The organism is Variovorax sp. BGA-UO-ETr-C22, assembly GCF_059567965.1.
Window position 1 is genome coordinate 1,978,818 of record NZ_JCAQPA010000011.1, and the last position, 26,081, is coordinate 2,004,898.

The 26,081-nt window shown below is 68.8% G+C and carries 24 protein-coding genes; 8 read left to right on the forward strand and 16 right to left on the reverse strand.

Annotated features, from left to right (window positions below):
- Positions 1-58 precede the first annotated feature (58 nt).
- From AC57B8_RS29260 to AC57B8_RS29270, 3 genes are all read left to right on the forward strand, one after another.
- Positions 59-952 carry a LysR family transcriptional regulator gene (locus AC57B8_RS29260; RefSeq protein ID WP_496481529.1) on the forward strand — a complete coding sequence of 298 codons (894 nt, stop codon included), beginning with the start codon at positions 59-61 and terminating at the stop codon, positions 950-952.
- A gap of 77 nt (positions 953-1,029) precedes the next feature.
- Positions 1,030-2,193, forward strand: a complete 1,164-nt coding sequence (locus AC57B8_RS29265; protein ID WP_369632251.1) for an agmatine deiminase family protein — start codon at positions 1,030-1,032, stop codon at positions 2,191-2,193.
- Between the two features lie 34 nt (positions 2,194-2,227).
- Positions 2,228-3,328, forward strand: coding sequence for an agmatine deiminase family protein (locus tag AC57B8_RS29270; protein WP_496481530.1), 1,101 nt, complete (start codon positions 2,228-2,230; stop codon positions 3,326-3,328).
- A 10-nt stretch (positions 3,329-3,338) separates the two neighbouring features.
- Here the strand turns inward: AC57B8_RS29270 and AC57B8_RS29275 are convergent, their stop codons facing one another.
- On the reverse strand, positions 3,339-3,986 hold the full coding sequence (locus tag AC57B8_RS29275) for a response regulator transcription factor (RefSeq protein ID WP_139703137.1): 648 nt from the start codon (positions 3,984-3,986) through the stop codon (positions 3,339-3,341).
- Positions 3,987-4,064: 78 nt separating this feature from the next.
- Positions 4,065-4,565 (reverse strand): hypothetical protein, encoded by a 501-nt coding sequence (locus tag AC57B8_RS29280; protein WP_496481531.1) that lies wholly within the window; start codon positions 4,563-4,565, stop codon positions 4,065-4,067.
- A gap of 229 nt (positions 4,566-4,794) precedes the next feature.
- Here AC57B8_RS29280 and AC57B8_RS29285 point away from each other — a divergent pair, with 229 nt between their 5' ends.
- Positions 4,795-6,456: a GMC family oxidoreductase gene (locus AC57B8_RS29285; RefSeq protein WP_496481532.1), complete on the forward strand. Its 1,662-nt coding sequence runs from the start codon at positions 4,795-4,797 to the stop codon at positions 6,454-6,456.
- On the opposite strand, the gene AC57B8_RS29290 is transcribed toward AC57B8_RS29285, so the two are convergent.
- The 8 genes from AC57B8_RS29290 to AC57B8_RS29325 are packed head-to-tail and all read right to left on the reverse strand — an operon-like array spanning position 6,422 to position 13,132.
- Entirely contained in the window at positions 6,422-7,450 is a 1,029-nt protein-coding gene (locus AC57B8_RS29290; RefSeq protein WP_159272412.1) for a LacI family DNA-binding transcriptional regulator, read from the reverse strand. The two genes, AC57B8_RS29285 and AC57B8_RS29290, sit on opposite strands and share 35 nt — an antisense overlap.
- Position 7,451: 1 nt before the next feature.
- Entirely contained in the window at positions 7,452-8,432 is a 981-nt protein-coding gene (locus AC57B8_RS29295) for a 2-hydroxyacid dehydrogenase (RefSeq protein ID WP_496481533.1), read from the reverse strand.
- Positions 8,432-9,385, reverse strand: a complete 954-nt coding sequence (locus AC57B8_RS29300) for a sugar kinase (RefSeq protein WP_369647598.1) — start codon at positions 9,383-9,385, stop codon at positions 8,432-8,434. Before AC57B8_RS29300 ends, AC57B8_RS29295 begins: the two co-directional genes overlap by 1 nt.
- Before the next feature lie 10 nt (positions 9,386-9,395).
- Complete coding sequence (locus AC57B8_RS29305; RefSeq protein ID WP_496481534.1) at positions 9,396-10,139, reverse strand: sugar phosphate isomerase/epimerase family protein; 744 nt, start codon at positions 10,137-10,139, stop codon at positions 9,396-9,398.
- The gene (locus tag AC57B8_RS29310; protein ID WP_496481535.1) at positions 10,139-10,894 is read right to left on the reverse strand and encodes an amino acid ABC transporter ATP-binding protein; all 756 of its coding nucleotides are present in this window, start codon (positions 10,892-10,894) and stop codon (positions 10,139-10,141) included. Before AC57B8_RS29310 ends, AC57B8_RS29305 begins: the two co-directional genes overlap by 1 nt.
- Positions 10,895-10,921: 27 nt before the next feature.
- On the reverse strand, positions 10,922-11,719 hold the full coding sequence (locus tag AC57B8_RS29315; RefSeq protein ID WP_095744763.1) for a transporter substrate-binding domain-containing protein: 798 nt from the start codon (positions 11,717-11,719) through the stop codon (positions 10,922-10,924).
- Between the two features lie 56 nt (positions 11,720-11,775).
- Complete coding sequence (locus AC57B8_RS29320) at positions 11,776-12,429, reverse strand: amino acid ABC transporter permease (protein WP_062474720.1); 654 nt, start codon at positions 12,427-12,429, stop codon at positions 11,776-11,778.
- A gap of 31 nt (positions 12,430-12,460) precedes the next feature.
- The gene (locus AC57B8_RS29325) at positions 12,461-13,132 is read right to left on the reverse strand and encodes an amino acid ABC transporter permease (protein ID WP_139705579.1); all 672 of its coding nucleotides are present in this window, start codon (positions 13,130-13,132) and stop codon (positions 12,461-12,463) included.
- A 135-nt stretch (positions 13,133-13,267) separates the two neighbouring features.
- On the opposite strand from AC57B8_RS29325, the gene AC57B8_RS29330 reads away from it, so the two are divergent.
- Together AC57B8_RS29330 and AC57B8_RS29335 are read left to right on the forward strand one after the other, a co-directional pair.
- Entirely contained in the window at positions 13,268-14,965 is a 1,698-nt protein-coding gene (locus AC57B8_RS29330; protein ID WP_496481536.1) for a hypothetical protein, read from the forward strand.
- 289 nt (positions 14,966-15,254) lie between these two features.
- Positions 15,255-16,004, forward strand: a complete 750-nt coding sequence (locus AC57B8_RS29335) for a metallophosphoesterase family protein (RefSeq protein WP_496481537.1) — start codon at positions 15,255-15,257, stop codon at positions 16,002-16,004.
- Between the two features lie 7 nt (positions 16,005-16,011).
- Here AC57B8_RS29335 and AC57B8_RS29340 read toward each other — a convergent pair whose 3' ends face one another.
- Positions 16,012-16,548: a cysteine hydrolase family protein gene (locus AC57B8_RS29340; protein ID WP_496481538.1), complete on the reverse strand. Its 537-nt coding sequence runs from the start codon at positions 16,546-16,548 to the stop codon at positions 16,012-16,014.
- Positions 16,549-16,702: 154 nt separating this feature from the next.
- On the opposite strand from AC57B8_RS29340, the gene AC57B8_RS29345 reads away from it, so the two are divergent.
- Both AC57B8_RS29345 and AC57B8_RS29350 read left to right on the forward strand, forming a co-directional pair.
- Positions 16,703-17,830, forward strand: a complete 1,128-nt coding sequence (locus AC57B8_RS29345; protein ID WP_496481539.1) for an MBL fold metallo-hydrolase — start codon at positions 16,703-16,705, stop codon at positions 17,828-17,830.
- 560 nt (positions 17,831-18,390) lie between these two features.
- Positions 18,391-19,344 (forward strand): ABC transporter substrate-binding protein, encoded by a 954-nt coding sequence (locus tag AC57B8_RS29350; protein WP_496481540.1) that lies wholly within the window; start codon positions 18,391-18,393, stop codon positions 19,342-19,344.
- Positions 19,345-19,366: 22 nt separating this feature from the next.
- On the opposite strand, the gene AC57B8_RS29355 is transcribed toward AC57B8_RS29350, so the two are convergent.
- The 5 genes from AC57B8_RS29355 to AC57B8_RS29375 form a co-directional block, all read right to left on the reverse strand.
- On the reverse strand, positions 19,367-19,564 hold the full coding sequence (locus AC57B8_RS29355; RefSeq protein WP_253252366.1) for a hypothetical protein: 198 nt from the start codon (positions 19,562-19,564) through the stop codon (positions 19,367-19,369).
- Positions 19,564-21,960, reverse strand: coding sequence for a DNA topoisomerase IV subunit A (parC, locus tag AC57B8_RS29360; protein ID WP_496481541.1), 2,397 nt, complete (start codon positions 21,958-21,960; stop codon positions 19,564-19,566). Before parC ends, AC57B8_RS29355 begins: the two co-directional genes overlap by 1 nt.
- Before the next feature lie 87 nt (positions 21,961-22,047).
- Complete coding sequence (locus tag AC57B8_RS29365; RefSeq protein WP_354346271.1) at positions 22,048-22,983, reverse strand: lytic transglycosylase domain-containing protein; 936 nt, start codon at positions 22,981-22,983, stop codon at positions 22,048-22,050.
- 33 nt (positions 22,984-23,016) lie between these two features.
- A complete protein-coding gene (locus AC57B8_RS29370; protein WP_496481542.1) occupies positions 23,017-25,005 on the reverse strand; it encodes a DNA topoisomerase IV subunit B in 1,989 nt (662 codons plus the stop codon).
- Positions 25,006-25,079: 74 nt separating this feature from the next.
- On the reverse strand, positions 25,080-25,991 hold the full coding sequence (locus AC57B8_RS29375) for a LysR family transcriptional regulator (RefSeq protein WP_159272439.1): 912 nt from the start codon (positions 25,989-25,991) through the stop codon (positions 25,080-25,082).
- Positions 25,992-26,081 lie beyond the last annotated feature (90 nt).

Sequence of the window (26,081 nt, forward strand, 5' to 3'; positions counted from 1 at the left end):
TTGAATTCCTTCGATGAAAAAGCGACATTTCTTGGCCGAATTCATCGACCCTATTCATATGTCCAACACCCGGCTGCCCTCTTTCAAGTTCCTCATCGGCTTCGAGGCGGCGGCGCGCCTGGGCAACTACTCGCGCGCGGCGGAAGAGCTGTTCGTCTCGCAGTCCGCCGTGAGCCACCAGATCTCTCAGCTGGAGCAGCAGGTCGGCCAGCCGCTGTTCCGGCGCAAGGGGCGCGGCGTGGAGCTGACGGTGGCGGGCAGCCTGCTGCTGGACAGCGTGGGCAAGTCGCTCGAGCACATCCGCAACGGGTTGGCCCGCATCGAGACCTACATGGACGACCGGCTCGTCACGCTGGTGTGTCCCGCGCCGGTGGCCAGCGGCTGGCTGCAGCCGCGGGTGGACCGGCTGCTGCAGGCGCACCCGGACCTGTGCCCGATCATCTCGGTCGACGAGAGCGCGCGCTTCATCGACGAGCTCGACGTGGATATCGCCATCACCCGCGCGCCGCTGCGGCAAGAGGGTGTGTTCGAGGTGCCGCTGCTCACCGACGAACTCGTGGCCGTCGGGCCGCCCGCTAAGAACGAAGATGCCAATCTCGGCTTGCTGTGCCTCGAAGAGGACCTCACGAGCGACCGCATCGGCCCCTTCATCCGCGCGCATTTCGGCGGCCTGCGCAAGGCCGCGATCTACGACGACCCGCGCCTGGTGCTCGACGCGGCCTTGCGCGGCCGGGGCATCGCGCTGGTGTCGCGGCTGCTGGCCGACGACGCCTTGCGCACGGGGCAATTGCGGCAGCTGCCGGACAGCCCGAGCCTGCCGCTGGGCACCCTCTGGATCGCGTGCGCCGAAGGCCCCTCACGCCTGCCGCTGGTGCGGGAGGTGTTCGACAGCCTGCGGCGGTTTGCGCAGGAAGACGCTGGCGATATGAGCCAGATCGATCAATCCCTTTAAAAGACATCAATTGTGTAGATAGATAGGCGTCGACAGAATCCGGGGCTTCCTAGAACTTAGTAATAACCCTGATTCCAATGACAACGCGACGCACTCTCCTGGGCCTGGGCGGCCTGGGCCTTTTCGGTGGACTCGTGACCGCCTGTGGCGGCGGCGGTGGTGGGAGCGGCAGCGGCATGCTGCCGCCCTTCCCCGTGCCCATGCCGACCCCTTCGCCTGCCCCGGCCCCGGCACCCGCGTCCGGCTGGCGCATGCCCGATGAGGGCGACGCCCACCGCGCCGTGTGGATGGCTTTCGCGGCGCGCGAATCCATCTGGACGGCCGAGATGCGCCAGCCGGTGTTCCAGGCGTTGGCGCGCATCGCCAATGCCATCAGCGTCTACGAACCGGTCAAGATGCTGGTGAACCCCGCGGATGCTTCCACGGCCCGCCAACTGTGCGGCTCCAACGTGCACCTGATCGAACACGCCATCGACGACCTCTGGATGCGCGACACCGGCTGCGTCTTCGTGCGCAACGCCCGTGGCGAGCGCGCCGCCGTGAACTTCAACTTCAACGGCTGGGGTAACCAGCAGGCCCATGCGCGCGACGCCACGGTGGCCGCGCGCATGGCCGAACTCACGGGCGTGCCGCTGCTGCGCAGCAGCCTCGTGATGGAAGGCGGCGGCATCGAGGTCGATGGCCAGGGCACGGCGATCATCACGGAGAGCTGCGTGCTCAACAAGAACCGCAACCCGGGCGTCAGCAAGGCCGACGCGGAGGCCGAGCTCAAGCGCATGCTGGGGCTGGACAAGATCATCTGGCTGCCGGGCATCGCGGGGCGCGACATCACCGACGGCCACACCGATTTCTATGCGCGCTTTCTCAAGCCCGGCGTGGTCGTGGCGGCGCTGGACACCGACCCGAAATCGTACGACCACGCCGTGACACACCGCCACCTCGAGCTGCTGACCGGCGCCACCGACGCGCGCGGGCGCCCCCTGCAGATCGTCACGCTGAAAACGCCGAGCCAGGTGCGCCCCACCTTTGCGCGCAAGGAGTTCGCGGCCGGCTATGTCAACTTCTTCCTCACCGACAAGGCGGTGTTCCTGCCCGAATTCGGCGACGCCGTGGCCGACAGCGCAGCCCGCGCGGCGCTGGCCGCGCACCTGCCCAGCCACCAGATCGTGCAGCTGGACATCGACGCCATCGCCGCGGGCGGCGGCGGCATCCACTGCACGACGCAACAGGAACCGGCGTGATGCCGCGCCCCCTCCCCTGATTCCGGAGACCGACATGCACCTTCCCCTGACCCGCCGCCGCCTGCTGCACGGCATGGGCCTGGCGCCCCTGGCCTCGTTGGGCCTGGTCGCCACGGCCACCGCCGCGGCGCCCGACACCTGGCACATGCCCGACGAGGGCGACGCGCACCGCGCCACCTGGATGTCCTTCGGCCCCAGCGAACGCGTCTGGGGGCGGCGCCTGCTGAAGCCGGCGCGCGAGCACCTGGCGCAGATCGCCCGCACCATCGCCGCCTTCGAGCCCGTGCACCTGCTGGTGCGCGAGCAGGAGCACGACCTGGCCGCGCGCCTGTGCGGCAACCGCGTGACGCTCGAGGTGCAGCCGGTGGACGACCTCTGGATGCGCGACACCGGCCCCGTGTTCGTGCGCAACGGCGCGGGCGAATGGGCCGGTGTCGATTTCAACTTCAACGGCTGGGGCAACAAGCAGTCGCATGCGCGCGACGCCGAAGTGGCCGAGTACGTGACCGACGCCGCCGAGGTGCAGCGCCTGCGCACGCGGCTCGTGCTCGAAGGCGGCGGCATCGAGGTCGACGGCGCGGGCACGGCGATCATCACCGAGAGCTGCGTGCTCAACCCCAACCGCAACCCCGGCCTGCGCAAGGAGGCCTGCGAAGCCGAGCTCAAGCGCCTGCTGGGCCTGCGCAAGATCATCTGGCTGCCCGGCATCGCGGGCCGCGACATCACCGACGGTCACACCGATTTCTATGCGCGCTTTGCCGCGCCGGGCGTGGTGGTCGCGGGCCTGGACGACGACCCCGATTCCTACGACCACGCCGTGACCCGGCGCCACCTGGAGATCCTGCGCCAGGCCACCGATGCACGCGGCCAGCGCCTGCGCGTGGAAGTGCTGCGCGGCCCGGAATCGGTGCGCAGCACCTTCGAGTCGGACGAGTTCGGGGCGGGCTACATCAACTTCTATGTCTGCAATGGCGCCGTCATTGCGCCGCAGTTCGGTGATGCGCGCGCCGACGGCAACGCCCGCGCGCTGCTGCGCGAGCTGTTCCCCAAGCGCGAGGTGGTGCAGCTCGACATCGACGCCATTGCTGCCGGTGGCGGCGGCATCCACTGCACGACGCAGCAGCAGCCGCGCTGATGCGTTGGCCCTAGCGCGGGCGACCGAGCATCCCCGCGCGCCGCGCCGCGATCACGGCCTGCGTGCGGCTGGTCACGCCGAGCGCGCCGAAGATCGCCGAGATGTGCGCCTTGATCGTCTTCTCGCTGGTGGCCAGGCGCAGCGCGATCTCGGCGTTGCGCAGCCCTTCGCACAGCAGCTGCAGCACCTCGGCCTGCCGCGCCGTGAGCGTGCTCAGCACGTCGGTGGGCGTCGACAGCACGGGCAGCGAGGCACCGCCCGCCGGCGAGGCCTGCACCACGTTCTGCTCGCCCGCCATGACGCGGCGCAGCGCGTCCATGAGCTGCTGGCTGTCGGCCGACTTGTGCACGAAGCCCTGCGCGCCGGCATCGAGTGCGGTGTCGATGTCCTGCGGGTCTTCGGAGGCCGACAGCACCAGGATGCGCAAGCCGCCGCGCCGCCGGTGCAGCTCGGCCAGCAACGCCGCGCCGCCGAGGTCGGGCAGGTAGTAGTCGGTCATCACCGCGTCGAGCCGGGGCAAGGTGGCGAGCGCCTCGAGCGCTTCGGCGCCGTTGCGGGCCGTGGCGACAGTCATCGTCGGCTCGGCTTCGCGCAGCGCGAGGAACAGGCCTTCGCGAAACATCGCGTGGTCGTCGATCAACAGGATGGTGGCGGGCATCCTTCGATTCTGGCGGCAACCGGCGTCGAACCCCACGGTTCCCCGTGGGTGCCGGAGGAAACCCGCCGGGTATCGCCCTCAGCGGTCGGCGGGCGGACGGCGCGCCGCCGCCGTGCGCGAGGCCGGCCGGGGCGACGCGCGCGGTGCCGCGCGACGGTGGCGCAGCACGCGCGAGCCTCGGCGCCCTGGCAGTGCCGACGTCGGTGCCTGCCGGTGGGCCTCGAAGCGCGCTTCCTTCTGCTTCAGGTAGTGCATGAGCACGTGCGACACCATGTTCAGCCCGATGGTGCCGAACGCCGCCGGAAAGATGTACAGCGCGATCGACAGCTCCGACGAGAAGACGAGGTCGTCCGCCAGCGAGGGCGTGGCCTGTGCCAGCCGCGCCAGTGCGCGCAGCAGGAAGATGTCCGCGCCCGCCAGCGCGATCAGGAGCAGGCCGAAGGCCAGCACGGTGGTCTTGGAGAACTCGCGCCGCACGAACAGCGTGACGAAGATCGCGGCGGGCAGCACCAGCGAGCACAGCACCAGCGCCCAGAAGCGGACCTCGGTGAATATCGTCGCGTCTGAAAGCAGGTGCATGGGCAGAGCGTTGAAGGGCGGGCGCCGGGTCGGCCGCTCCGAAGGCGCATTGGGCCACGGGCGGCGCGTTGCAATTTGTCCGCTGGGTGAAGCATCGGTAAAGCCCCCGGAGGGCCCACGGCAGGGGAAACCCGTGGGGTCCGACCCCGGGGTCGCTGGCCACAATGCCGGTGCGCGCATCGGCGCTTCGGCGCCCCCCAACATCCAACGACAAGAAGGACCAGATGCCATGGCGGAATTCGACTACGTGATCGTGGGCGGCGGCTCGGGCGGCGCCACCTTGGCCTCGCGCCTGAGCGAGGACCCGTCGGTGACGGTCTGCCTCATCGAGGCCGGTGGCGACGGACGCGGCATCCTCGTGCGGGCGCCGGCCGCCGTGGTGGCGATGCTGCCGGGCCGCCCGCGCATCAACAACTACGCCTACCAGACCGTGCCGCAGCCCGGCCTGAACGGGCGGCGCGGCTACCAGCCGCGCGGGCGCTGCCTGGGCGGCTCCAGCGCGATCAACGCCATGCTCTACGTGCGCGGCCACCGCGAGGACTACGACGACTGGGCACGTTCAGGCTGCGCCGGCTGGAATTTCGACGAGGTGCTGCCGCACTTCCTGCGCGCCGAAGGCAACCAGCGCGGCGCCAGCGCGCTGCACGGCGCCGACGGGCCGCTGCAGGTGTCGGAGCAGCAAAGCCCGCGCGCCATCAGCGAGGCCTTCGTGCGCGCCGCCGCCGAGTGCGGCATTGCGCGCAACGACGACTTCAACGGCCCCGAGCAGGAAGGCGCGGGGCTCTACCAGGTCACGCAGTTCCACGGCGGCGCAAAGAACGGCGAGCGCTGCTCGGCCGCCGCGGCCTACCTGCACCCGGTGATGGACCAGCGCCCCAACCTCTCGGTGATGACCGGCACGCAGGTCCTGCGCGTGGTGCTCGAAGACCGGCGCGCGGTGGGCGTCGAGGTGCGGCGCGGCGGCAACGTCGAAACCATTCGCGCGCGCCGCGAGGTGGCGCTGTGCGGCGGCGCCTTCAACTCGCCGCAGCTGCTGATGCTCTCGGGCATCGGCGACCCCGACGAACTCGCGCACCACGGCATCGCCGTGCGGCACGCGCTGCGCGGCGTGGGGCAGAACCTGCAGGACCACTGCGACTTCATCGTCGCCTACAAGTCCAAGCAGACCGACATGTTCGGCATCGGCCCGGTCGGCGGGCTGCACCTGCTGAAGGCCATCAACCAGTGGCGCCGCGACGGCACGGGCCTGGTCGCCACGCCCTTTGCAGAAGGCGGCGCCTTCATCAAGTCGTCGCCCGAGCTGCGCCGGCCCGACCTGCAGCTGCACTTCGTGATCGCGATCACCGACGACCATGCGCGCAAGCTGCACGCGGGCTTCGGCTTCTCGTGCCATGTGTGCGTGCTGCGCCCCAAGGGCCGGGGCGACGTGCGACTGAACGACGCCAGCCCCGACTCGGCGCCGCGCATCGACCCGCGCTTCCTGGCCGACCCGGAAGACATGGCATTGCTGCTGCAGGGCGTGAAGAAGACGCGCGAGATCATGCGCGCGCCCGCGCTCGAAAAATACCACCACCGCGAGGTCTACACCGCCGACGCCCACACCGACGCGCAGCTCGAAGCGCACATCCGCGCGCGCGCCGACACCATCTACCACCCCGTGGGCACCTGCAAGATGGGCGTGGATGCGATGGCGGTGGTCGACCCGCAATTGCGCGTGCACGGCATCGCGGGCCTGCGCGTGGTCGATGCCTCGGTGATGCCGACGCTGATCGGCGGCAACACCAACGCGCCGACGATCATGCTCGCGGAGCGCGCGGCCGGCTGGATGCGCGGGCCGGCCTCTTTCGCGGAATCCGCTACGGCAGTGCCGTCGATGAGCCTCGCACCATGAGTTCGCCCGGCAGCAGCAGCTGACGCGGCGCCGCGTCGAGCCCACGCAGGCGCTCGATGAGGCAGGTGGCGGCGGCGCGGCCGATCTCGTCGGTCGGCTGCGCCACGGTGCTCAGGCCCGGCCCGATGAGCGAGGCCCATTCGGGATCGTCGAAGCCCACGAAACCCAGGTCGGCGCCGAAGCGCCAGTCGAGCCGCGCCATGGCCTGCGCCACGCGCAGCGTGACCACGGCATTGCCCGCGACCACCGCGGCGCGGCGGCCGCGCTTGGCGCGCTGGCGCAGCGCGCGCAAGGCGTCGTCGAGCGCGTCGTTCTCGCCTTCGACCGATTCGAAGACCTCGCCCGCCACGCGCGGCTCGTGCGCGGCCACGCAGGCGCCGAAGGCGGCCGTGCGCTCGCGCCGCGAGCTCACGCCCTTCTGCGGCTCGGTGACGTACAGCAGCTCGCGGTAGCCGCCTTCGACCAGGTGGCCGCAGGTGTCGCGCATCGCGGCGTGGTTGTCGAGCGAGACAAAGTCGGTGTGCATGCCCGTGTGCCGGCGGTCGACCAGCACGGCCGGCTTGCCGTGCAGCGTGACCGCATCGACCACGTTGCTGCCGCGTCCCAGCGTGTTGAGGATGAAGCCGTCGACCTGGTAGCCCGCGAGCGCATTGATGGCCTCGCGCTCGCGTTCGCTTTCGTTGCCGAGGTTGAACAGCATCACGAGGTAGCCGGCGTCCTGGCAGGCCTTCTCGGCGCCGCGCAGCACGGCCACCGAGTACGGGTTGGTGATGTCGGCCACGATCAGGCCGATGAGCCGCGAGCGGCCGTGGCTCAGCGCCTGGGCCATCGGGCTGGGCGAGTACGCCAGCTTGGCGATGGCGGCCTCGACGCGCGCAGCGATGTCGGGGCTCAGCAGGCGCTCGCGGTGGTTCAGGAAGCGCGAGACGGTGGCCTTGGAGACGCCCGCGGCTTCGGCGACGTCGGCGATGGTGGCGCGGCCTGTGGGCTTCATGTCAGGCGGCGGCGGTGTCGTAGGGTGCCGTGGGCTTCTGCCCGGCCAGCGCCTGCAGCAGGTTGGTCGTGGCCAGCTCGGCCATCGCGTGGCGCGTCTCGTGCGTGGCCGAGCCGATGTGCGGCAGCGGCGTGACGCGCGGGTGCGTGCGCAGCGGCGAATCGGCCGGCAGCGGCTCCTTCGCGAACACGTCGAGGCCGGCGGCGCGCAAGGTGCCGTGGTCCAGCGCGTCGAGCAGCGCGGCTTCGTTCACGGTAGCGCCACGGCCGCCGTTGATGAACGACGCGCCCGGCTTCATGCGCGCGAAGAAGGCGGCGTCGATCATGCCGCGCGTGGCGTCGGTCAGCGGCAGCATCGCGAGCACGATGTCGGCGCGCGCGAGCAAATCATCGAGCGGCGTGTGCGTGGCGCGGCCTTGCAGCTCGGGCGCCTGCGCGGCCAGGTCGACCGGGCGGCGCGCGTGGTACAGCACGGGCATGCCGAAGCCCAGCGCGGCGCGGCGCGCCACGGCCTGGCCGATGCGGCCGAAACCGAGGATGCCCAGCGTCTTGCCGTGCACGTCGGTGCCGAAGAATTCCTCGCCGATGTTCTTCGTCCAGCGGCCTTCGCGCACCATCGTCGACAGCTCGACCACGCGGCGCTGCGTGGCCATGAGGATCGCGAACACCGTGTCGGCCACCGTCTCGGTGAGCACGTCGGGCGTATGGCACAGCACGATGCAGCGCTTGTGCAGTTCGGCCAGCGGGTAGTTGTCGACGCCGACCGACACGCTCGAAATCACTTCGAGCTGCGGCGCCGCATCCAGCAGCGCAGCGTCGACGTTGTAGCTCGAACCGATCAGCCCGTGCGCAGTGGCAAGCGCGGCGGCAAAGGCCTCGGGCGCCTTGCGCGGATCGGCCACGGTGACGTGGTGCACCGCCTGCAGCCGCGCCAGCTGGTCTTCGGGCAGCGCCCGGAACACCAGCACATTCTTCTTGGTCATCAGAGTCCCGCTTCTTCGAGTTGCGCCCGCGTCGGCAGGCCTTCGGTGTCGCCGAGCACCTGCACGGCGCGCGCGCCGATCCAGGCGCCGCGGCGCACCGCGTCGGGTACGCTGCGGCCTTCGAGCAGTGCGCTCACCACGCCGGCCGCGAAGCCGTCGCCCGCGCCCACGGTGTCGATCACTTCCTTCACCGGGAAGCCGTCGACATGGCCGGTGCCGGCCACGTCGCTGTCGTAGTAGGCGCCGGCCGCGCCGAGCTTGACGACGACCAGCTTCGCACCGCGCTCGCGGTAGAACCTGGCGACGTCTTCGGGCTTGTCGTGGCCCGTGAGCAGCAGGCCTTCTTCGATGCCGGGCAGCACCCAGTCGGCGCGCGAGGCGAGTTCGTTCACCCAGTGGCGCATGGTCTCGGTGGACGACCACAGCGTGGGCCGCAGGTTGGTGTCGAACGAGATGGTGCGACCGGCCGCGCGCATCACGTCCATCGACTTGAGCGCCGCCTGCAGGCTGGTCTCGGAGATGGCGGCGAACACGCCGGTGGCGTGCAGGTGGCGCGCCGAGCGCAGCCAGGCTTCGTCGACGTCGGCCGGGCCCATGTGGCTGGCGGCCGAGCCCTTGCGGTGGTATTCGATCGGCGGGTCGCTGCCGTCGGTGACGCGGCCCTTGAACTGGAAGCCGGTGCGTTGCGTCGCGTCGGTGATCACGTGCGAGCAGTCGATGCCTTCGGCGCGCATCGCGGCCAGCAGCGCGCGGCCCATGGAGTCGGTGCCCAGGCGGCTGGCCCAGCCGACCTTCAGGCCCAGGCGCGACAGGCCGATGGCCACGTTGGTCTCGGCGCCGGCGGTGCGCTTGTGGAACGACTGGGCGTCTTCCAGCGGGCCGGGCCGGTCGGCCACGAGCAGCAGCATGGCTTCGCCGAACAGCGCGACGTCGAAGGCGGTGGGTTGCGTCATGTGTGTGTTCCTACGCCCGTGCGGCGCGGATGAAGTCGATCTGCGTGCGGGTGACGGCCAGCAGGTCGTCGCCCACCAGAGGGTATTCGATGGCGTGGGGCACATCGGCCGGCAGTGCGCGCAGCACCGCGCGCCACGGCGCGACCGAGTCGCCCAGCGGCACCGCCACCCACTTGTGCGGCAGGCGCTGCGCGCCCTTGCAATGCACGTAGCGCACGCGGTGGCCGAGCGCCTGCGCAGCCTGCAGCGGGCACTCGCCCAGCCAGTGCCAGTTGCCCATGTCGAAGGTCATGCCCAGCGGCACGCCGGCGCGGTCGGCCACGTCGAAGAAGGTCTGCAGCGCGGCCAGCGTGCCGGCGCGCACGGTCTGGTCGTTCTCGATGAGCAGCTCGACGCGGGTTTCGGCCAGCGCGACCTTCAGGCCCCAGAGCGAGCCGTGCGACGAAGGCTGGAAATCGCCGATGGCCATCTTGAGCCGCCTGGCGCCCACGCGCGTGGCGGCGGCAATGCCGCGTTGCAGCGCGGTGCCGTCGAGCCAGCCGCCTTCGGCCCACAGGCCCTCGGGGCTGGAGTAGACGGACGCCAGGCCGTTGAGCGCAGGCAGTTCGGCCTCGGCGTCGCGCAGCATCTCGCCGCGCACTTCCACCGAATCGGCCCCCGCCGCGCGCGAGAGTTGCGAGCACCAGAGCTGGCCGTGCCGCCCCACCTCGGCCGCACCGAAGGACGACAGAGAAATCAGGACTTCGAAGGCCATCAGTGGGCTTGGTGCGAGCTGAGAATTTGCCCGAGGAACTGGCGCGTGCGCTCGTCCTTGGGGTTGCCGAAGAACTCCTGCGGCGGTGCCTGCTCGACGATCTTGCCGTCGGCCATGAAGATCACGCGATCGGCCACGCTGCGGGCAAAGCCCATCTCGTGCGTGACGCACAGCATGGTCATGCCGTCTTCGGCCAGGCCGATCATGGTGTCGAGCACTTCCTTGACCATCTCGGGGTCGAGCGCCGAGGTGGGCTCGTCGAACAGCATGATCTTGGGCGACATGCACAGCGCGCGCGCAATCGCCACGCGCTGCTGCTGGCCGCCCGAGAGCTGGCTCGGGTACTTCTTGGCCTGCTCGGGAATGCGCACGCGCATGAGGTACTTCATGGCCACCTCTTCCGCCTGCGCCTTGGTCATGCCGCGCGAGCGCATCGGCGCCAGCGTGCAGTTCTCCAGGATGGTGAGGTGCGGAAACAGGTTGAACTGCTGGAACACCATGCCGACTTCGGCACGCACCGCGTCCACGTTCTTGCCGCCGGCCGTGAGGTCGATGCCGTCGACCACGATGCGGCCTTTTTGCACCGTCTCGAGCCGGTTGATGCAGCGGATGAGCGTGGACTTGCCCGAGCCCGAAGGCCCGCAGATCACGATGCGCTCGCCCTGGCGCACCGACAGGTCGATGCCGGTCAACACCTGGAATTCACCGTACCACTTGTTGACCGCTTCCATGCGGATGATCGATTCCGTCGTCATGCCAGGATTCCCTTCAAGCGCTTTCGCTTATTGCATCTTCGGCAGGTCGGCCTGCAGCCACTTTTGATAGAGCTTGTTCAGCTCACCGTTGGCGGTGTTCTTCTGCACGAATTCGTTCACGGCCTTGGTCAGCTCTTCCTGGCCCGGACGCATCGCGATGCCCATCGACTGCTGCACCAGCGTGAACTTGTTTTCGAAGGTGTTGGCCGGCACGCGCTTCGCGATCTGCGCCGCCACCGTGACCGAGCAGCCGATCGCATCGACCTGGCCCGAGATCAGCGCCTGCATGGCCGAGGCGTCGTCGTCGAAGCGGCGGATTTCCGTGCCTTCGGGCGCGGCCTTGGTCACGGCCACGTCTTGCGTCGATGCGCGGGCCACGCCCACGCGCAGGCCCTTCAGGTCGCCTGCCGCCTTGATGGAGGTCTTCGTCGCGCCGTACAGCACGATGGTCGCAGCGGCATAGGGCTGCGAGAACTGCACCTGCTTGGCACGCTCGGGCGTCACGGCCAGCGAAGCCACCAGCAGGTCGACCTTGTTGGTCAGCAGGAACGGAATGCGGTTCGGGCCGGTGACCGGCACGATGTTGGCCTTGACGCCCCAGTCTTTCGCCAGCAGCTTGGCCACATCGGCGTCGTAGCCGTCGGGCTGGTTCTTCGCGTCGGTGGTGCCGTAGGGCGGGAAGTCGACCAGCATGCCGATGGTGATCTCGCCCTTCTTCTTGATGTCGGCCATGCTTTGCGCCGAAGCGAAGGGAGCGAACACGGTCAGCGCGGCGCCGAGGCCCAGGGCTGCGATGGCAGCGCGGCGGGTGGTGGTAACGGTCATTGGATGTGTCTCCTGAATAAAGAAAGGAAGCGACGAGAAAGGAAAAGCGAAAAGGGTCAACGTGCGAGCGCCTGGGCGCGCTTGCGCTCCATGCGCGCCGCGAGCAGCGACAGCGGCCAGCAGATCACGAAGTAGATGGCGGCCACCACCGAGAACACGATGAGCGGCTGGAAGGTGGCGTTGTTGACGATCTGCCCGGCGCGCGTGACCTCGACGAAACCGATGATGGCCGCGAGCGAGGTGCCCTTGATGATCTGCACCAGGTAACCCACCGTGGGCGCCAGCGCGATCTTGAAAGCCTGCGGCAGCACCACGTCGCGCATGCGCGCCACGTAGTGCAGGTTCAACGCCTGCGCCGCCTCCCACTGGCCGCGCGGAATGGCCTGGATGCAGCCGCGCCAGATCTCGCCCAGGAAGGCCGCGCTGTTCAGCACCAGCGCCACGCCCGCGGCGACCCACGGGTTGATGTCCAGCCCCAGCACCGGCGCGCCGAAGAACACCAGGAACAGCTGCAGCAGCAGCGGCGTGCCCTGGAAGATCTGGATGAAGGTGGTCGACACGGCGCGCGCCCACGTCGATTCCGACGTGCGCATCAACGCGATGAGCAACCCCAGGATGGCGCCGCCCACGAAGGCGATGGCCGACAGCGCCAGCGTCCACTGGGCCGCTTCGAGGATGAAAAGGAATTCGGGAAAACCGAAGGTGCGCATGGTGTGTGCTCCGTCCGTCGTGGTCAGTCAGTTACCGGCGGTCCGGGTAGTTGAGCGTGCGCTTGTAGATCAGCTTGAACATGGCCGAGAAAGCCAGTGCCAGCGCGAGGTAGATGGCGGCCACGACGATGTAGATCTCGAAGCTGCGGAAGGTCTGCGACTGCAGGTTGGCGGCCACCGAGGTCAGGTCGTCGGCCGAGATGACCGAGACCACGGCCGAGCTCAGCATCAGCAAAATGAACTGGCTCGTGAGCGCCGGGTAGATGGCCTTCAGCGCGGGCTTGATGATCACGAAGCGGAAGATCTCCCAGGGCTTGAGGTTGAGCGCGCGGCCCGCCTCGATCTGGCCCTTGGGAATCGACTCGATGCCCGCGCGGATGATCTCCGTGGCGTAGGCGCCCAGGTTCACCACCATGGCCACCAGCGCGGCCGTTTGCGGCGACCAGCGCAGGCCGATGGCCGGCAGTGCGAAGAAGAAGAAAAACAGCTGCACGAGGAACGGCGTGTTGCGGATCACCTCGATGTAGGCATTGACGAGGAAGCGCAGCCAGCCCGGCCCCGAGGTCTTGCCCCAGGCACAGAAGATGGCCACCACCAGCCCCAGCAAGGTGGCGGTGAGCGAGAGCTGCACCGTGATCCACGTGCCCTTGAGCAGCAGCGGCCAGGCGGCAAAGACGGCGTCGAATTGGAACTGGTAGTTCATGGCGGAGCGTGCACGGCCAGGCCGTGCGCAGACCCTGAAAGGAATGCTTGCAGCTTAAATGAAACCGGTTTCAGGCCTAGCTAGGGATTCCCCTAGGTGGGCGTTTTGACTCACCCGCCTGCCTACACTGGCGCGATGCCGACCCCCCACGCGGACCCCACTTCTTCCCCGGCAGGCACCCCGGCCACCGGCCCCGTCGTGCAGCATTTCCGGCAGGCGCTGCTCTGGCCCTTGCGCCTGGTGCCGGCGCCCGGCGCAGCACCCACGCACCACGGCCCCTGGCACGTGCTGCGCGACCTGGGCGAGGCCTCGCCCTGGCGCGAGGAGGTCGACGAATACACCGGCGAGAGCGGCCGTTTCCACGAGCGCCACTACAACGAGTTCGTGAGCTTCCTGCCCTACGTGCAGCGCTTCCTGTACGGCGAAGGCCGATCGCGCGGCAGCACCAGCGACGGCACGGGCAGCGACGGCGATTCGCCGATGCGCGTGTTCCGCCGCCGCGACATCGCGTCCGTGCGGCTGGTGGCGCACCCCGGCGAGGCGCCCATCACGCTCGACGTGATTCACTGCGACCTGTACTTCTTCTTCGACATCGACGTGGTGCTGCTCAACCTCGAGGTCGGCACCGACCACCTGAGCCTCGCGCAGGCGCAGGACATCCTCTACCGCTTCGGCCGCGCCTACCCTTCGGGCTGGGAGCCCGACGGCGCCGCCCTGCACTGCATGGCCAGCGTCGAGTGGCTGGACGCCGACGGCCGCGTGCTCGCCGCCTCCGACGCGCAGCAGCGCGACGCCTTCCTGTCGCACGTGGCCCAGCACCGCGCGCCGCGCATCGCCGCGCACTGGGCCTACCTGATGCAGCCGCTGGTGAGCGACCATTCGGACGACCCCGGTGTGCTGCGTTACCGCCAGATCGAGTACTACCGCATGCCGGTGATGGCCTACCTGTCGCTGGACGATCCGCGCCGTCTCACGCGCGACGACTTCGTGCGGCTCGCGCTCGTCACCGGCGCGGGCGGCGCCGACGCCCACCTGCCCTATGCCGAGCACCACCTGGCCGACTTCGAGCACAAGTACTGCTACGACCGCTTCTGGGTGAACACGGGCGCGGCGCCCAACACGCGCTACCTGTGCAACGGCCACGCCCTCATCGTGGTGGGCGACGCGCGCTCCGAGTTCTTCTGCTGCCGCGACCGCGGCGTGCTCGCGCAGTTCAGGCACCAGCACTTCCTGCTGTTCCTCATCGCGCACTTCCAGAAGGCCTCGCTGCTGATGTTCTCGGACCAGCTGGTCGAGGCGCTCAAGAAACTCGACATCCGCAGCACGCCGAGCGTGAAGCAGTTCAAGCGCGCCATCCGCGCGAGCTTCGAGCGTTTTCTTCGCTTCACGCACCGCTACTGGTTTCACGAGATTTCGGAGCAGGCGCAGGTGCGCGCGCTCTCGCACATGTGTGCCGCGCACCTCGGGCTCGACCCGCTGTACGACGAGGTCAAGTCGCGCATCGCCGACATGAACACCTACCTCGATGCCGACAGCCTGCGCCGCCAGGCCAGCACCGTGGTGCGGCTCACGGTGGTCACGCTGTTCGGCCTCATCGGCACCGTCACCACCGGCTTCCTCGGCATGAACCTGCTGGCCGAAGCCGACGCGCCGCTGTGGCGCAAGGCGATCTGGTTCGGCGTGGTGTTCGTGTTCACCACCTGGCTCACGATCTACACGATGGTGAAGTCGCAGCGGCTGTCGGACTTCATCGATGCGCTGTCGAACGACCGGCTGAGTTTTCGGGGCAAGCTGGCTGCGCTGGCGCGGGTGTGGCGGGCTGGGGCGGACTGATCAGGGCGACGCTCCCGCCGACGCGGTACCTTGCTCCGCGAATGTCCCCCGCCCTTCGGGCTCCTCCTTGATTTCGCTGCGCAAGGCACCGCATCGACGTGAGCGTGTTCAGAGCACCTGTTGATCGGCCAGTACCACGACCACGCCTCTCGTGCGCAGGACACCGGGTGCTTCCCGCAGCGAAATCAAGGAGGAGGCCGCAGGCCGGGGGACATTCGCGGAGGGAAGTACCCGGTGGCCTGTGCACGCACCCCGAACTAAGATCACCGCCCTCACAAAGAAGCCACGCATGCGCATCGCCCTCGTCTCCGACATCCACGGAAACCTCCCCGCACTGAAAGCCGTCGTCGAGGACATCGCACGCCGCAACGTGGATGCCACCGTCAACCTCGGCGACAGCCTCTCAGGCCCACTGATGCCGCTGGAGACTGCGCAGTTCCTGATGACGCAGGACTGGGCCCAGCTCGCCGGCAACCACGAACGGCAACTGCTCACGTTGCCGACCTCCGGCCAGCGCGGCGAGTCCGACGCCTTCGCACACGCCCGACTCGGCGCCGCAGAGTTCGCATGGATCGCCTCGCTCACGCCGCGCCAGCGCTTCAGCCCCGAGGTGCTGCTGTGCCACGGCACGCCCGACAGCGACCTCACCTACTTCCTCGAAACGGTCGAGCCCACGCAACTGCGCATGGCCACTGCGGCAGAGATCGATGCGCGTCTCGGCACAGTGGAAGCCAGCACGGAACTGGTCGCCTGCGGCCACACGCACCTGCCGCGCGTAATGCACGCATCCAATGGCATCTTGATCGTCAACCCGGGCAGCGTCGGCCTGCAGGCCTATGGCGACGAGCATCCGTACCCACACCACGTGGAGACCGGCTCACCCGATGCGCGCTACGCGCTGGTCGAACGGCACGACCACGGGCAGTGGACCTGCACGCTGGTCACCGTGCCCTACGACCACGCGGCCATGGCGGCACTGGCCGCGGCCAATGGGCGTGCGGACTGGGCCCACGCGCTGGCCACCGGGCGCATGCCCTAGCGCCAGATCAATCGCCGAAAGCGATGTCCGCGCTGTCGACCACGCGGATCGGCACGCCGAAGCTCGTGATGGCCGACAGCGTCGCGTTGTGGTGCGCGCGGATGAAGGCGCCCTTGGCATGCGGCTTGTCGTGTGAGGTGTGGGCGTCGGCCGCCAGCACCACCTCGTAGCCCAGCGCGGCGGCGCGGCGCACGGTGGTGTCCACGCAGAACTCCGACGAATAACCGCAGACCACCACGCTCCGAACGCCCTGCCCCGACAGCCAGGCTTCGAGCGGCGTGCGCAGGAACGAATCCGGTGTGGTCTTGCGCAGGCGCGCGTCCGTCGGCGTCACCTGCAAGGCATCGGCCAGCTGCCAGCGCTCGGAATCGAATTCCAGGTCGATGGCGTTCTCGTGCTGGACGAAGGCCACCGGCACGCCAGCCGCGCGGGCCCGTGCCGTGAGCGCGTTGATGCGCCCGATGACCGCTTCGGCCTCGTACGGCCGGGGCGGATCGTCGCAAAGGCCGCGCTGCATGTCGATGACGAGGATGGCAGTTTTCATGGCGATGAAGGGCTGTGGACGTGGATCGCCGCAGTATGCCGCCGCCCCGCGGATTGCCCCCGCGCGCCGAATGTTTCTGTCGCTGAAACCATTGAAAAGCCAACTCCCGCTAGTCTCGCGCCTCAAGACCAACACACACGCAGAGGGCTTTCCCATGGCTGACGAATCGGATTCGCAAGGCGCTTATTTACCCCGGCTGCTGCGCCGCAGCGCGGTGCTCGCCACGGCGGGCTGCGCGTTCGTGGCCGGCTGCAGCAGCGCCGGCGGCGGGGAAACGCGCTACGACAACTCGCCGCAGTTCAAGGGCGGCGTGTTCCAGAACATGCCCAACCCCGAGCTGCAGCCCGCCGCCAGCACCTGGCGCATCTGGTCGCGCTTCATCGTCGGCAGCAAGGTCGACACCGTGCCGGTCGACCCCATTCCGGTGCGCGCCCTGACGCCCCAGGCGCTCGACGCGCTCGCGGCCGACGCCAACCATGTGGTGCGCTTGGGCCACTCGTCGCACCTGCTGAAACTCAAGGGCAAGTACTGGCTCATCGACCCCGTGTTCAGCGAACGCGTCTCGCCCTTCACCTGGGTCGGGCCGAAGCGTTTTCACAAGCCGCCGATCCAGCTGGAGCAGCTGCCGCCGATCGAGGCCGTGATCCTCTCGCACGACCACTACGACCACTTGGACGTCGCCACCATCGAGTACCTCGCCACGCGCGTGCAGCGCTACTTCGTGCCGCTGGGCGTGCGCGCCCGGCTCGTCGAGATGGGCGTGCCCGCCGAGCGCGTGACCGAGCTCGACTGGTGGCAAGGCGGCGAGCATGTGGGCGTGAAGCTCACGGCCACGCCCGCGCAGCATTTCTCGGGCCGCGCGGTCACGCTGACCGACCGCGATCGCACGCTGTGGGCCTCGTGGGTGGTGCAAAGCGGCGACCAGCGCATCTTCTACAGCGGCGACTCGGGCTACTTCCCGGGCTTCAAGCAGATCGGCGAACGCTTCGGCGGCTTCGACCTCGCGCTGATGGAAAACGGCGCCTACGACGCCTACTGGCCCGGCGTTCACATGACACCCGAGCAGAGCGTGCAGGCCTTCGAGGACCTGCGCGGCAAGGTGCTCTATTCAGTGCACAACAGCACCTTCGACCTGGCCTTCCACACCTGGCACGACCCGCTGGATCGCATCGCCGACCTGGCGCAGGCGAAGAAGATCGACCTGGCCACGCCGGTGATCGGCGAAGTGCTCACGGTGGGCCAGGCTCGCACCAACGTGCGCTGGTGGGCCGGGCTGAAGTAAGGAGTGCACCGTCCACGCGGCGGTGTGTATTTCAAATGTTGCTCGCCACTTTTGGAAGGTTTACAGACAGTTAACCAGCGACCGGTTCAATCGCCGTGTCGCCGCGACGAATCCCTCACCGGACGCCGATCGCGGACGACACCGTCATCTGCAAGGCAGCAGCCACAGGGAGCAAGGTGATCACAAGAAGAACCGGCAAGAAAGGAGGCGGCATTCCCGCCATCTCGACGCGCGCCCCGAGGCGCCGCCTGGCGCGCATCGCCAGGGGTTTCGCCACGGGGCGCGTGCTGGCATCGATCGCAGGCGCACGGGCCGTCGCACCCTCGATGCGCCGCACATCGGCCTGATCGTCAGCGACCCGGGCAACCTCTTCTTCCTCCAGGCCTGACACTGCCGCCGCCCACGCTGCCGACCCGCGGCAACATCGGCACCGACCGGGGTCGGCAGGTCCGTCCATTCCCCCACGCTTGCCCCGCAGATCGCGGATGCGAGGCGGTGCGGAACATGTCATCATCCCCACCCCTTCACCGGCCCCCTCTCGCAACGAGGCCCTCGCACCCATGCCCATGAAACGTCCCTGGCGCACCTGGCTGCTGGCCCTCCTCCTCGCCGTGGGCCCCGTGGGCAGCGCGCTCGCGACACATGCCAACCATGGCAAGGGCCCGCGCGTCGGCGTGCTCGTGAGCGACCTGCGCAACCCCTTCTTTGCCTACATCGCGCGCGCAGTGGAAAGCACGCTGGCCGCAGACAGTCGCAACGCGGCGCACATCACGGTCGTGTCGAGCGGGTTCGATCCGCAGCGGCAGGACGAGCAGCTCAAGGAAATGATCCGCCAGCGCGTGCAGCTGGTGATCGTGACGCCGGTCGATTCGACCACCCTGCACGCCCGCGTCACGGAGGCGCGCGCCGCCGGCATCAAGGTGGTGGCGGTCGATGCGCTCATGCAAGGCGCGGACGCGGCCGTGGTGACCGACAGCCGCGCGGCCGGCAGGCTCTCTTGCGAACACCTGGTGCGCACGCTCGGCGGCAAGGGCGAAGTGGCGATCATCGACGGCCCTCCGAACACGGCCGCGGTGGGCCGCGTCAACGGCTGCCGCGAGGCATTGAACGCCGCACCCGGCGTGCGCGTCGTGTCGATGGCGCTCAATGGCGGCGCCACCAAGGACGGCGGCGTCGAACAGATGACGCGGCTGCTCGCGCGCCATCCGAAGCTGTCGGGCGTGTTCGCGATCAACGACCTGTGCGGCATCGGCGCGGAACTGGCGGCCCAGGTCGCGGGCCGGCGCGACATCGTCATCACGGCGATGGACGGTTCGCCGGAGGTGGCGCAGCGGCTGCAGGACCCCACCACCTTGATCGCAGGCAGCGCGACGCAGTCGCCCACGTTGATGGGCCAGCGGGCGGCCCAGATCGGGTTGAAGCTCCTGAAGGGCCAGCCCCCTCCGCAGCGCGTGCTGCTGTTGCCGTCGAAGCTCGTGACGCGCGAGAACGTCGACGGCTACGGGGGCTGGTGAGCCAGCCCCTCGGCCTGCCTGCCTACTTGCCTTCCTGCTCGCGCCGCTCGCGTGCGCGCCGCACCTGGCGCGTCTCGTTGGCCTGCGCGGCGGCGCGGTCTTTCGCGCGCCGCTTGCCCTGGCGCTTCTCGCGCATGCGGCGCCCCAGGATGTAGCTGCCGAAGCCCGTGACCACGGCGAGGATCACGCCGAGGATGCTGATGTCGATGCCGCCCAGCATCAGAGCACCCGCACGACGCTCGCCGGCGCGAACCCGAGGTCGGCCACCTTGCCCTTGCGCCCGCGGGTCCCCATCGCGTTGTTGAGCGAGCGGATCTCGAGCGTTTCTTCGCGCTCCTTGCCGCCGCGAGCGATGCCTTCGATCCGCACGCTGCGCGTGTAGGCCACCGCACCGGCCAATGTGTCCTTGGCCTCCAGGTCGATCAGCGTCAGGCCGCGACCGCCCTTGGGCAGGCTCTTGAGCTCGGTGATGTCGAACGTCAGGATGCGCTTGCCGCTCGAGGCGCAGGCCACGTGCGTGGCGGCCGGCATCGGCTCGGCACCGCTCGCGCCGCCCACCAGCGACGGCCGGCACAGCTGCTCGCCCTCGCCCACGTCGATGAAGGCCTTGCCGCCGCGCTGGCGCGACATCATGTTCTCGATGGTGGCCATGAAACCGTAGCCGCCGGTGTTGGCCAGCAGCAGGCAGGCGCCCACCGGGCCCGCGAAGAAATGCGTGACGTGCGTGCCGGCATCGAGCTCGATGAGCGTGGTGACGGGCTGGCCGTCGCCGCGCGCGCCGGGCAGCGAGGCCACGGGCACGGTGTAGACGCGCACGCTCTTGTCCTTGGCGCTGCCGAAGACCAGCAGCGTGTCGACGCTGCGGCATTCGAAGGCGCCGTAGAGCGTGTCGCCCGACTTGAAGCTGTACTCGGGCGCGGCGCCGCCGTTGCCGGCTGCCTTCTCGCTGGCCCAGCCCTTCTGCGCGCGCACCCAGCCCTTCTGCGACACGATCACGGTGACGGGCTCGTCGACCACCTTCACCTCGGCCACGGCGCGCTTCTCGGCCTGGATGAGCGTGCGGCGCGGGTCTTCGAAGGTCTTGGCGTCGGCTTCGATTTCCTTGACCAGCAGGCGGCGCAGCGTGGCCGGGCTGGAGAGGATGTCTTCGAGCTTCTTCTGCTCGTCGCGCAGGCCGGCCAGCTCCTGCTCGATCTTGATGGCCTCGAGCCGCGCGAGCTGGCGCAGCCGGATTTCAAGGATGTCCTCGGCCTGGCGTTCGCTGAGGTTGAAGCGCGCGATCAGCGCCGCCTTCGGGTCTTCCGCCGCGCGGATGATGGCGATCACCTCGTCGATGTTCAGCAGCACCAGCTGCCGGCCTTCGAGGATGTGGATGCGGTCCTGCACCTTGTCCAGGCGATGGCGCGAGCGCCGCTCGACGGTGATCTCGCGGAACGCGATCCACTCGTTGAGCATCTGGCGCAGCGACTTCTGCGTGGGCTTGCCGTCGATGCCGACCATCGTGAGGTTGATCGACGACGAGGTCTCGAGCGAGGTCTGCGCCAGCAGCGTGGTCACGAACTCGTCCTGGCTGATGCGCGAGGTCTTGGGCTCGAACACCAGGCGCACGGCGGCGTCCTTGCTCGACTCGTCGCGCACCACGTCGAGCACCGACAGCATCGCGGCCTTGAGCTGGGTCTGGTCGGTGGACAGCGCCTTCTTGCCGGCCTTGACCTTCGGGTTGGTGATTTCCTCGATTTCCTCGAGCACCTTCTGCGTGCTCACGCCCGGCGGCAGTTCGTTGACCACGAGCTGCCACTGGCCGCGCGCGAGGTCTTCGATCTTCCAGCGCGCGCGCACCTTGAGCGAGCCGCGGCCGGTGCGGTAGGCGTCGGCGATGTCGCTCGCGCTGCTGATGATCTGCGCGCCGCCCGGGTAGTCGGGGCCGGGCACGAGGGCGAAGAGTTCTTCTTCGCTGAGCTTGCCGTTCGACTTGATCAGCGCCACGCAGGCGTCGGCGATCTCGCGCAGGTTGTGGCTCGGTATCTCGGTGGCCAGGCCCACGGCGATGCCGCTGGCGCCGTTGAGCAGCGTGAACGGCAGCCGCGCGGGCAAGAGGCGCGGCTCTTCGGTGCTGCCGTCGTAGTTGGGAATGAAGTCGACCGTGCCTTCGTCGATCTCGTCGAGCAGCAGGCTGGTGATGCGGGCCAGGCGCGCTTCGGTGTAGCGCATGGCCGCGGCGCCGTCGCCGTCGCGGCTGCCGAAGTTGCCCTGGCCGTCGACCAGCGGATAGCGCTGCGAAAAATCTTGCGCCATGCGCACCAGCGCGTCGTACGCGGCCTGGTCGCTGTGCGGGTGGAAGCGGCCGAGCACGTCGCCGACGACGCGCGCGCTCTTCACGGGCTTGGCGCCCACGGTGCCGTTGGTGCCGCCGAAGCCCAGGCCCATGCGCGACATCGAGTACAGGATGCGCCGCTGCACCGGCTTCTGGCCGTCGGACACGTCGGGCAGCGCGCGGCCCTTGACCACGCTCAGGGCGTATTCGAGGTAGGCGGTCTGCGCGTAGTCGGCCAGCGTGAGGGTGGTGTCGCCGTCGGTGGGGCCTGCAAGGTCGAGCGGAGGTTGAGAGTCGTCCATGAAGAAGAGAGAGAGAAAAACAGTGACGGGCGGCGTGCGTTCGCGCTCAGCCCAAAATGAAAGTGGGGTGCATGGCGGCCTGCGGGATCACGACAGCGGCGACGGCGGCGAAGCGTCGCCCGGCTCCACCGCGCTGGTCGGCACGTCGGACGGCTCGGGAATATCGGGCATGGTCGGCACATTGCGCGGCGACTCGGACGGCATGTTGCCGCGCCCGATCGCGCCGCCCTTGGGCACCGACATTTCCATGCGGATGCGCCCGGGCGTCCTGCCACCACTGCTGCCGCTTCCGCTGCGCAGGTTGCCGCCCACGGTCACGGCCGAGGGCTTGAGGTACGCATACAGCTGCAGCACGGTCTGCACGTAGTTCTGCGTTTCCTTGTAGTTCGGGATCTTGTTGCCCGCACGCTGCACCGCGCCCTCGCCCGCGTTGTAGGCGGCCAGCGCGAGCTCGATCTGGCCCGGGAACATCGCGATCAGGTCGCGCAGGTAGCGCGAGCCGGCGGCGATGTTGATGTGCGGGTCGAACAGCTTCTTCTCGATCGTGCCGCGCTTGTCCGTCGCCACGCCGTAGCGCTGCGCGGTGGCCGGCATGAGCTGCATGAGCCCCATCGCGCCCTTCGGCGAGACAGCCTTGGCATCGAAGCCCGACTCGGTGGCGACCAGCGCCTGCAGCAGCTCGTAATCGATGGCGTGCTTGCTCGACGCATCGCGCAGCGCCGCCTTGGCGGTCTTGTAGCCGGGCGAGGCCTCGAACATGGCGAGCAGGTTCTGCGACGCCGGCGACACCTTGCCGTCGAGCCGGCGGTTGATGCTGCCGCGGCCCATCGGTGACAGGCCCTTGGCGGTGTCGAAGCTCTGGCCGCCCTGGAAGAAGAGCTTGTAGCGCTCGTCGACCTTCTCGGCCGCGAAATGCGCCACGCCGTTGCTGTCGATGTAGCCGTAGATGTCGGTCGCGTGCGCGAGCCCCTGCTGCATGCACAGCAGAAGGGCCAACCACAGCGAACGCTTGAAAACCGACATGCGTGTGAGAAGAAGGAAAGAAAAAGGAAACTGTCAGACGTCGATATCGACGTCGTCTGCGCGCAATTCCATGAGCTCGCGCCGCGCCGCCGCTTCGCCCTTGCCCATCAGCTTGGTGATCTCGCCCTGGGTGGACGAAAAATCGAACCGCCCCAATTGGACCTTCATCAGGCGACGGGTGTCCGGATTGAGCGTGGTTTCCCACAATTGTTCCGCGCTCATTTCGCCCAGGCCCTTGAAGCGGCTGATGCTCCAGGCGCCTTCGCGCACGCCATCTTTACGCAATTTGTCGAGCGTGGCGGTCAGTTCGCCCTCGTCCAGCGCATAGACCTTGGAGGCCGGCTTCTTGCCGCGCGCGGGCGCATCGACCCGGAACAATGGCGGCTTTGCGACATACACGTGGCCGGCTTCGATGAGCTTGGGAAAGTGCCGGAAGAACAGCGTGAGCAGCAGCACCTGGATGTGCGAGCCGTCCACGTCGGCATCCGACAGGATGCAGATCTTGCCGTAGCGCAGGCCGCTCATGTCGGGCGTGTCGGTGGGGCCGTGCGGATCGACGCCCACGGCCACCGAGATGTCGTGGATTTCGGTGTTGGCAAAGAGGCGGTCGCGCTCGACCTCCCAGGTGTTGAGCACCTTGCCGCGCAGCGGCAGGATGGCCTGGCTTTCCTTGTCGCGGCCCATCTTGGCGCTGCCGCCGGCGGAGTCGCCCTCGACCAGGAAGACTTCGTTGTGGCTGATGTCCTTGCTCTCGCAGTCGGTCAGCTTGCCGGGCAGCACGGCCACGCCGGAGCCCTTGCGCTTCTCGACCTTCTGGCCGGCGCGCTGGCGCGTCTGGGCCGCCTTGATGGCCAGCTCGGCCAGTTTTTTGCCGTAGTCGACGTGCTGGTTGAGCCACAGCTCGAGCGTGGGGCGCACGAAGCTGGACACCAGGCGCACGGCGTCGCGCGAGTTCAGGCGTTCCTTGATCTGGCCCTGGAACTGCGGGTCGAGCACCTTGGCGCTGAGCACGTACGAGGCGCGCGCGAACACGTCTTCGGGCAGGAGCTTCACGCCCTTGGGCAGCAGCGAGTGCAGCTCGATGAAGCTCTTCACCGCGTTGAACAGGCCGTCGCGCAGGCCGCTTTCGTGCGTGCCGCCGGCGCTGGTGGGAATCAGGTTGACGTAGCTCTCGCGCACCGGCTGGCCGTCTTCGGTGAAGGCCACGCACCAGTCGGCGCCCTCGCCCTCGGCGAAGTTGTCGGCGTTCTTGTCGGCATGGCCGCTGCCTTCGAACAGCGGAATGACCGGGTCGCCGTTGAGCGTCTGCATGAGGTAGTCGCTCAGGCCGCCCTTGTAGAGCCACTGCTGGCTTTCGCCGGTCTTCTCGACGGCCAGCGTGACGCTCACGCCGGGCATCAGCACGGCCTTGCTGCGCAGCAGGTGAGTGAGTTCGCCCATGGGCAGCGCGGCGGTCTCGAAGTACTTGGCGTCGGGCCAGGCGCGCACGGTGGTGCCCTGCTTGCGTTCGCCGGCTTCGAGCTTGCGGATCTCGAGCGCCTCGATCACGTCGCCGGCGCTGAAGGCCAGCTTGGCGACCGAGCCTTCACGGTGCGAGCTGACTTCGAGGCGCTTGGACAGCGCGTTGGTCACCGACACGCCCACGCCGTGCAGGCCGCCCGAGAAGCTGTAGGCGCCGCCCGAGCCCTTGTCGAACTTGCCGCCGGCGTGCAACCGGGTGTAGACCAACTCGATCACGGGGGCCTTTTCCTCGGGGTGCAGGCCGAAGGGAATGCCGCGGCCGTCGTCCTCGACGCTGACCGAGCCGTCGGTGTGCAGCGTGACCTTGATCTTCTTGCCGTAGCCCGCCAGCGCTTCGTCGGCGGCGTTGTCGAGCACTTCCTGGATGATGTGCAGGGGGTTGTCGGTCCGGGTGTACATGCCCGGGCGCTGCTTCACGGGCTCGAGGCCCTTGAGCACGCGGATGGAGCCTTCCGAATAGCCGGAAGCGGAGTCTGAAGATGTCTTGGGGGAAGTCGCCATGGGGGCGGATTGTAGTCAGTTGGGTTGAAATGACTGGATACCCATACAGGCACCGGCTTCGGTCTTTTCGCACATCAGGCGGGAGTTTCTGCGGGCGGACCGAACATCCGCGCGCCCAGGAAATCGATGAACGCCCGCAGCTTGGGCGACGGATGGCGCCCCGACGGCCACAGCACGCGGAACGCGATGGTACGGGGCCGCAGCAGGTGGTCGGCCAGTACGGGCTGCAGCGCCCCCTCGGCCAGCGCGGCGCGCACGCTGAAGTCGGGCAGGCAGGCGATGCCGCGCCCGCGCAAGGCGAAGCACAACCGGGTCTCGATGTTGTTGCAGATCATCGAGACCGGCGGGCGCACCTCGCTGCCGTCGGGCCCGGGCGCGAGCGGCCAGACCTCCACCTTGCCGGTCGCCGGGTAGCGGTAGTGCAGGCAGGCGTGGCGGGCCAGGTCGTCCGGCGAGGCGGGCGTGCCGTGGCGCGCCAGGTACGCGGGCGAGGCCACCAGCAGCTGCGAGAACTCGCCCAGCTGGCGCGACGACAGCCGTGAATCCGCCGGCTCGCCGGTGCGCACCACGGCGTCGAAGCCCTCCTCGATGACGTCGACGAGGCGGTCGCTGAAGTCGAGGTCGAGCTCGATCGCCGGGTAGGCGGCCATGAAGTCGGCCAGCACCGGCAGCACCAGCGAGCTGACCAGCGGCAGGCTCACGCGCAGCCGCCCGCGCGGCGCCTCGGCGGCGTGCGACAGCTCCTGCTCGGCGGCCTCGATCTCGGCCAGCACGCGGCGGCTGCGCGCCAGGAACAGCGCGCCCTCGGCGGTGAGCGTGATGCTGCGCGTGCTGCGGTGGAACAGGCGCACGCCCAGCCGCTCCTCGAGCCGCGCCACGCGCTTGCCCACGGCCGAGGCCGACACGCCGAGCGCGCGCCCGGCCGCGACGAAGCTGCGGGTCTCGGCGACCTGAACGAAGACGGCAAAGCCGCTGAGGCTGTCCATGGGGAATCTCCATTGCGGACTCAAACATCCGCATTGAGCGGAACTGTAGCCGTCTTTATCCGAAGTCGGCTTCTTCCTATCGTTGGCCGC

Excerpts from the sequence above, each read along its gene's own strand:
- AC57B8_RS29260 (WP_496481529.1), top strand. The coding sequence starts at position 59 with ATGTCCAACACCCGGCTGCCCTCTTTCAAGTTCCTCATCGGCTTCGAG.
- AC57B8_RS29265 (WP_369632251.1), top strand. The coding sequence starts at position 1,030 with ATGACAACGCGACGCACTCTCCTGGGCCTGGGCGGCCTGGGCCTTTTC.
- AC57B8_RS29270 (WP_496481530.1), top strand. The coding sequence starts at position 2,228 with ATGCACCTTCCCCTGACCCGCCGCCGCCTGCTGCACGGCATGGGCCTG.
- AC57B8_RS29275 (WP_139703137.1), bottom strand. The coding sequence starts at position 3,986 with ATGCCCGCCACCATCCTGTTGATCGACGACCACGCGATGTTTCGCGAA.
- AC57B8_RS29280 (WP_496481531.1), bottom strand. The coding sequence starts at position 4,565 with ATGCACCTGCTTTCAGACGCGACGATATTCACCGAGGTCCGCTTCTGG.
- AC57B8_RS29285 (WP_496481532.1), top strand. The coding sequence starts at position 4,795 with ATGGCGGAATTCGACTACGTGATCGTGGGCGGCGGCTCGGGCGGCGCC.
- AC57B8_RS29290 (WP_159272412.1), bottom strand. The coding sequence starts at position 7,450 with ATGAAGCCCACAGGCCGCGCCACCATCGCCGACGTCGCCGAAGCCGCG.
- AC57B8_RS29295 (WP_496481533.1), bottom strand. The coding sequence starts at position 8,432 with ATGACCAAGAAGAATGTGCTGGTGTTCCGGGCGCTGCCCGAAGACCAG.
- AC57B8_RS29300 (WP_369647598.1), bottom strand. The coding sequence starts at position 9,385 with ATGACGCAACCCACCGCCTTCGACGTCGCGCTGTTCGGCGAAGCCATG.
- AC57B8_RS29305 (WP_496481534.1), bottom strand. The coding sequence starts at position 10,139 with ATGGCCTTCGAAGTCCTGATTTCTCTGTCGTCCTTCGGTGCGGCCGAG.
- AC57B8_RS29310 (WP_496481535.1), bottom strand. The coding sequence starts at position 10,894 with ATGACGACGGAATCGATCATCCGCATGGAAGCGGTCAACAAGTGGTAC.
- AC57B8_RS29315 (WP_095744763.1), bottom strand. The coding sequence starts at position 11,719 with ATGACCGTTACCACCACCCGCCGCGCTGCCATCGCAGCCCTGGGCCTC.
- AC57B8_RS29320 (WP_062474720.1), bottom strand. The coding sequence starts at position 12,429 with ATGCGCACCTTCGGTTTTCCCGAATTCCTTTTCATCCTCGAAGCGGCC.
- AC57B8_RS29325 (WP_139705579.1), bottom strand. The coding sequence starts at position 13,132 with ATGAACTACCAGTTCCAATTCGACGCCGTCTTTGCCGCCTGGCCGCTG.
- AC57B8_RS29330 (WP_496481536.1), top strand. The coding sequence starts at position 13,268 with ATGCCGACCCCCCACGCGGACCCCACTTCTTCCCCGGCAGGCACCCCG.
- AC57B8_RS29335 (WP_496481537.1), top strand. The coding sequence starts at position 15,255 with ATGCGCATCGCCCTCGTCTCCGACATCCACGGAAACCTCCCCGCACTG.
- AC57B8_RS29340 (WP_496481538.1), bottom strand. The coding sequence starts at position 16,548 with ATGAAAACTGCCATCCTCGTCATCGACATGCAGCGCGGCCTTTGCGAC.
- AC57B8_RS29345 (WP_496481539.1), top strand. The coding sequence starts at position 16,703 with ATGGCTGACGAATCGGATTCGCAAGGCGCTTATTTACCCCGGCTGCTG.
- AC57B8_RS29350 (WP_496481540.1), top strand. The coding sequence starts at position 18,391 with ATGCCCATGAAACGTCCCTGGCGCACCTGGCTGCTGGCCCTCCTCCTC.
- AC57B8_RS29355 (WP_253252366.1), bottom strand. The coding sequence starts at position 19,564 with ATGCTGGGCGGCATCGACATCAGCATCCTCGGCGTGATCCTCGCCGTG.
- parC (WP_496481541.1), bottom strand. The coding sequence starts at position 21,960 with ATGGACGACTCTCAACCTCCGCTCGACCTTGCAGGCCCCACCGACGGC.
- AC57B8_RS29365 (WP_354346271.1), bottom strand. The coding sequence starts at position 22,983 with ATGTCGGTTTTCAAGCGTTCGCTGTGGTTGGCCCTTCTGCTGTGCATG.
- AC57B8_RS29370 (WP_496481542.1), bottom strand. The coding sequence starts at position 25,005 with ATGGCGACTTCCCCCAAGACATCTTCAGACTCCGCTTCCGGCTATTCG.
- AC57B8_RS29375 (WP_159272439.1), bottom strand. The coding sequence starts at position 25,991 with ATGGACAGCCTCAGCGGCTTTGCCGTCTTCGTTCAGGTCGCCGAGACC.